3 protein-coding genes and 1 pseudogene are annotated in these 6,317 nt (G+C 44.5%); all 4 read right to left on the reverse strand.

What is annotated here, in order from left to right; all coding sequences use genetic code 11:
- Positions 1-258: 258 nt before the first annotated feature.
- Positions 259-1,191: a GIY-YIG nuclease family protein gene (locus tag V7K15_RS23440; protein ID WP_334909296.1), complete on the reverse strand. Its 933-nt coding sequence runs from the start codon at positions 1,189-1,191 to the stop codon at positions 259-261.
- A 298-nt stretch (positions 1,192-1,489) separates the two neighbouring features.
- Positions 1,490-4,061 (reverse strand): annotated as a pseudogene (locus tag V7K15_RS23445) (polynucleotide kinase-phosphatase).
- 62 nt (positions 4,062-4,123) lie between these two features.
- Complete coding sequence (locus V7K15_RS23450) at positions 4,124-5,512, reverse strand: 3' terminal RNA ribose 2'-O-methyltransferase Hen1 (protein ID WP_334909298.1); 1,389 nt, start codon at positions 5,510-5,512, stop codon at positions 4,124-4,126.
- A gap of 226 nt (positions 5,513-5,738) precedes the next feature.
- Entirely contained in the window at positions 5,739-6,095 is a 357-nt protein-coding gene (locus V7K15_RS23455; protein ID WP_334909300.1) for a hypothetical protein, read from the reverse strand.
- Positions 6,096-6,317 lie beyond the last annotated feature (222 nt).

The raw sequence follows: 6,317 nt of genomic DNA on the forward strand, positions 1-6,317 counted from the left end.
CCCTACAGCAAAAACAACGTTGACGGCTACCGCCGCTATGCCGAGCGGTTTTTTTCTCATGTCAGCAAGCACCTCTCTGATTTAAGCGCAGTCCATCTATTCCGTACTGTTCATTTACTTTAAGTAAATAAAAATAGAAACATCAAAGTGGTATCTCTCATGCACCAGATTAAGGGATTCCTGCGATGGTAAACTATGCCCCCCAGTTCCAGTTTCTTAGAGGAAAAAGGGGCGATCACAGTAGTTCATACCAAAACGCTACACAGCAACTTGAATCAAGCTAGTATTCTCCTCAAGAACATCTATTTCAACTTGAGATAGTATTTTTGGTTGCATTTGTTGTAAGTCGGGTAGCACACTTTTGATATCCTCAGCATTAAACTTATAATACTCAGTTAAACTGCCGATGGGATAATTAAAACCCTGATAGCGGTGTTTGAAATACAGTTCAACATTACCTCTATGCTCCCAAGTTCCTAATACTCTAATAGCAACACTCGAATAATGAGCAAGTAAATCAATTTTTACTTCTGCAACTCGCTTGATAACGGGTCTTTGGGTTACTCCTATTTTGTAGATAATCCCAATATTAGTTTCAATCTCTAAAAAATATAGAGTAGAGCATAGAATACGTTGAAGTTGAGCGCGGTAGAGTTTTAAATCAGTAAGTCGATATGCTAAATCTGGAGTATTTTTGTATTCGGCGTGTTTAAAAGCTAGCTCAAGTTTCAAAAGCTTTTTCAGTAATAATGGCTCTTGCACTTCGTTAAATAATTTCAACTCTAGCGCTCCAACAGGAATTTTACCCAAATCACTAAATTGATAGGCAGGTGGTTTAATGTAAACATTTTTTCTTAACATTCCTGCTTTGAGTAAACCAGGAGTAACTAAGTAGGAACTAATCGGGTAATTTTTGGCTCCGTACTCCTGCCAAAGCAGTTTTAACTGTGTCAAATCCTTGTTTAATAGCTGAACGTTGAAATTCTCATAAAGTGGCAGAGTAGGGAATTCTCGGTTAGCTATGGGGCGGCAAGTTTCTCCATGATGAGCAAAATGATGCTCTTTCACCTTGCCTTTTTTCGCAGTTAAATCACTATGACAGTAAGGACACTTAAGTAAAGTCTTACCTCTTGTGATATCTTCAACACATATCAAGATACCTTCTTCATTTACACCGTATTTTAGCCACATTGACACACTATTATTGAATAGTTAAAGTTGCTCTTACAAGTGTGCTTCAACTTTTCTAATATGTCTCTATCTTCTGGATTAGTGTAATGTTGGTTTGAAGAATGTAAATGCAATAGAGTCAAGCGACACCAAATAGCCTATATAAATAAAGCTTTATTGCTGGGATAAGAATTTAGCGATGGCAACGAGAACACCGCAGGCATTGCACTTTTTTACCGGATCTGACAAAACCGCATTGCTCCCTGCGTGAAGTTTTCATACTTATACTTTATATTCAGCAATGCCTTACAATTAAAAACTAAAGTCGCGGATCAACAGGTTCGCTCTCTAGCGCCAAAATCCCGAAAACACATTCATGCACGCGACGTAGTGGAGTATGAGAGACAAATCGCTCCAATGCTTCAACACCTAGAGCAAACTCCCGCATCGCTAGAGAACGCTTGAGAGATAACCCACGTTGCCTTAGACGTTGCAGATTCTCCGGCGCTGAGTATTCCACACCGCAGATATTCTTGTCCGCGACACTTCACCGCAGGCTGCACAATGCCGCGATTACCTTGGACTATGAATTGCATTGGCTTGACAACCATACCTTCACCACCCGCAGCAGTCAGTTCTTCCCACCAATGAATACCCTCCGCCTGGCTGCTGGGGTCAGTCAAATCTATCACTTTATAGGCAGTCGCTAAAAGTAAAGCGGGGTCTGATTGGCAGATTTTGGCGATTTGCTCCATGTGCCAGCAATGGCCTTTGTCGATGTGAGCGGCTCCTTCTGTTGCCAGGATGTGGAAGGGTGCGAGCTTTAGATCAGAAATATCGGTAACAGACCAGCAGTAGCGACGGTAGGCGGTGATGTACTGATGCGCCATTTCTGCACGTTGCTGGTAATGGCTGAGTTGGTTGCTGATTTCGACGTTACGATCACTTGCTTGTTGCAATAAGTTAACAGCATCATTAAGAGCAAGGCGTGATGCCACTCCCACAGGTGCATACTGTTCTCGCAGTAGTCCCTGTGCTTTGGCTGACCAAGGCATCAATTCACAGTCTAAACACACCCAATCGGTATTAAATTTTTCCCAAAAGCCGCTTTGGGAAAGGGCAGCATTTACCCGCGCCAATAGTTTTGCCTCCAATACTGGATTATCAAAGAAACGTCTTCCTGTGCGGGTATAGCAGATACCAATACTTTCATCCACCACACCAAACCGTTTCTCGGCAGTTACTAAATCCCGGCAAATAACCACCACCGCCCGTGAACCCATGTGTTTTTCTTCGCAAACTACTTCAGTAATTTCCTGCTGGTAGTAGGCAAAGGCTTGCGCTGGGTGTTCCAAATATCCCAATGTTGAAGATGTTTCCACAGGGGACATGGTGGGAGGTAAGTAAATCAACCATTTCGGATTAGCAGCAAAACGGCTCATCACTTCTAGAGCTGCGATCGCATTTTCTTCCCGAATGGTAATATTAGGCTTAAGTCGCGTGTTGATGAGGCGCTTACCCAATACGTCTTCAATGTGCAGGACATCATCGAGTTCCTGTTGAGATGTGCGTGTGACTGTATTTTGTACCAAAGGTTTCACAGGTTCGCAGTATACACGAGCAGCCGGAATACTCACTAATTCTTTTTCTGGATAGCGGAGGCCAGTGAGTTTGCCGCCAAAGACGCAGCCTGTATCAATATCAATAGTGTTATTCAACCATTCTGCTTCTGGTACAGGAGTATGTCCGTAAACTACTATCGCTTCACCTCGATATTCTCCCGCCCAGTTGTAGCGAACGGGTAGGCCAAACTCATCAATCTCGCCAGTGGATTCACCATACAGAGCAAACTCGCGCACCGCACCAGATCCCCGTCCCTGCATTTCTTGTTTCATCCCCGCGTGAGCCACCACTAACCGTCCGTCATCTAGCAGGTAGTGACTTATTAAGGAATCCAGAAACTTTTGCAGTTCTTTGGTGAAGGGTTCGCGCGCTTCATCGGGTAACGCCTCAATCTCATGTAGGGTTTGCTCTAACCCATGATTGACTCGGACATTTTTACCGCGTAGTTTCCGCAATAGCTTGTTTTCATGATTACCAGGAACGCAGATAGCTGTACCTGCCAGAACCATGTTTCGTACCAGCTTGACTGTATCTAAAATACGCGGTCCACGGTCTACTAAATCACCCAAAAAAATAACTTTCCGTCCTTGGGGGTGGTAGTAAGTAGGAGTGTCCCAGAGGGGAGCAGGGGGAACAGGGGGAGATGAAGAGATTTGGTAGCCTAATTGTTGGAGTAATGTTTCGAGTTCGTCGCAACAGCCATGAATGTCGCCAATGATGTCAAAGGGGCCGTGTTCGTGTTTTAGGTTGTTCCAGAGGGGTTGGCGTTCGATTTCAACAGATTCAACTTCTGCTAGAGAGTTGAGAGTATAGACATAACGGAAACCTTCTTTTTCCAAACCACGTAGAGAACGCTGTAACATTTGGCTATGACGCCGCACTACATGGGAGCCGAACTGGCGATTGCTCCTCTGTTGGTTGCGTTCATGGCATAATTCTTCTGGTAAGTCGAGGACGATCGCGATCGCAAAGCAATGGTATTGTCGTGCCATTTGCAGCAAAGGTTTGCGGTCTTCCATCTGCACGTTGGTAGCATCAATTACAGTCAGTTTAGCTGCTGCTAGCCGCTTGGCAGTAATGAAGTGCAACACCTCAAAGGCATCTTTGGTGGCGGACTGGCTATTTTCGCTATTAGAAACCAAGCCGCGACAAAAGTCTGAGGAAAGTACCTCGAAGGGTTGAAAGTGCTTATGGGCAAAAGTTGATTTCCCGGAACCGGAAGCTCCGATGATGACAATTAGGGATAGTTCAGGAATAGTTATTTTCATAATTTTTTTAACCAACCGCTAAGGACACCAAAGGCGCAAAGGAAGAAATAAGTGAAATGAAATTAGGAATTATGGCTAAACACTGCCATCTGTGTGGGTGAACCGACTTCTGCATCTTCTGTGCCTACAGGTTGAAATTCCACAGTATAGCTAAAGCGTTCTGCTACCCGATTTGCCCAGTTTTTAAACTCTGCACGCGTCCATTCAAAGCGATGGTCTTGGTGTCGTAGTTTCCCCGCAGGCAAGTTCTCAAATTTGACGTTGTACTCAATATTGGGCGTTGTCACCACCACGGTTTTGGGCTGGGTAAACTCAAACAAGACTCGCTCAAATGACCCCAGACGCGGTAAATCGAGATGCTCAATTACCTCAATCACCGTAGCAGCATCGTAGCCACTGAGACGTTTATCTTGATAGGTGAGTGCGCTCTGTAATAATTGTAGACGTTCCCATTGATTGTGGGGGAGATGCAGACGGTCTAATCGTTCTTGAGCGACTTCTAGCGCCCTGTAGGAAACATCGACACCCGTAATTTGCTCGAAAAAACCATCTTTAAGCAAAAGTTTCAGCAGACTTCCCTGACCGCAGCCTAAATCAATCACCCGCTTTGCAGCTCTTCGCTTCAAAGCAGCAATCACCGCATTCATCCTCTGTTGATTCAGACTAATGGGCTTTTCTACCGCTGCTTCTTCCTCAGCATGGCTTTCCTCAGCACTATCGGGATCGGGATTGTCTTCCTCTGCTAATTGGGCTAAAGCCAGACGAGTTAAGCGATGTTGTCGTTTTAGGTAACGCTTGGTAATTTGTTCTCGCGCTGGATGTGCAGTTAACCAACCTTCGCCATGACGCAGTAACTTTTCGATTTCCTCATCGCCTACCCAGTAATGTTTATCGTCATCCAATACTGGAATCAAAACGTAAAGGTGACTTAACAAATCGCTTAAGGGCAAAGTGTGCTGAAGTTCGACGCTAAAGTATTGACTCTGCCCCCATTCAGGGAATTCCTCATCTAAAATATGACCTTGGGCACTCACACTGTAACCCAACGGCTCAAACAGTTCCCGCAGAAAATTTTCACCCCCGCGACAGGGTAAGACAGAAAGTTTCGCTGTCAAAGGAATAGGAGTTTGTACTAGTTCTGGCAACTCTTTGCAGCGACCTGCTAAAGCTGTGCTAAATACTTGAGCGATCGCTACACTTAAAAATGAAGAAGCAACATAAGGGCGATCATTTACATATTGTTCCAGCCTAGCACTGCGTCCCCGCACCAATTTCACCGGGTCAACATCCAACAGCAACGCTACTGTGCATCGCTGGGTGTTTGCTTCCGGGTAGAAGACGTGCGCCTGTCCAAAGGAAAGAGAAAAAGACTGACAACGGTCAGGGTGTTTGTGCAACAGATAGCCTAACTCTGTTGCTGGAAAGTGTGTCGTTGCGATCGTTAGCAGCATGAAACCCGAAAATTACAAATTACGAACTTGTACTGACCGAAGCCGAAATATTATACCATTCATATCTAAACTACACAATCACAAAGACTGTTTCCAGATTCCTTTAACTACGGTAAAGGAATTGCCAATCAAAACTCTTTTACTTATCGCGGTCTTCATCAGGTGGATGCCAACCACCCTTGCATTTGAGCCAAATACAATACTAAATTTATCGCAGATTTGTTACCTAAGCAGGCGCAGAACCACCAAGCGCATTTCTGTAAGCCTCAGCAGTTTCCGCGCCAAAACCACCAGCTTGGACATGACGGAGTAGCGATTGTACTATCAGCATAGCAATGCTTATACCAAATAATGAATTGAACCCTGCCACAACCACTGGTGCTGACAACACAACTGTAAATTCTGGAAATAACGCTAATACAGCCACTAAGATCAGAAAAACAATTGGTGTCGCAATGCCTGCTGCCTTTGCGGCTTCTAAAACTAAGTTTTTATACTCTTCTACAGTAATGTCGCCCCGATAAAGATCCAAGGAATGGCCTGAGAGGTTGTTTGAAAAGTATTTCACTGTGATTTTAGGCACTTTTAGATCCCCCCTAACCCCCCTCCATTCGATTATCATTATCAATAGAATTGAGGCTAGATGGGGAATGATCAAGAAAAAAGGGGTGTCTGATTGAATACAGCCCCCATGAAGGCAGAAAGTGAGAAAGTGCGATTCGTTGATTAGTGAATCACGGTAATCAGCCCGTACATAACTAATCCAGCCCGTCAGCAGATTACTGACACTAAGGCTGAACTCTCG

The sequence above is a fragment of the Nostoc sp. genome (assembly GCF_036919815.1).
Lineage (GTDB): Bacteria > Cyanobacteriota > Cyanobacteriia > Cyanobacteriales > Nostocaceae > Nostoc.

Coding starts and splice junctions, on each gene's coding strand:
- V7K15_RS23440 (WP_334909296.1), bottom strand. CDS start 1,191: ATGTGGCTAAAATACGGTGTAAATGAAGAAGGTATCTTGATATGTGTT.
- V7K15_RS23450 (WP_334909298.1), bottom strand. CDS start 5,512: ATGCTGCTAACGATCGCAACGACACACTTTCCAGCAACAGAGTTAGGC.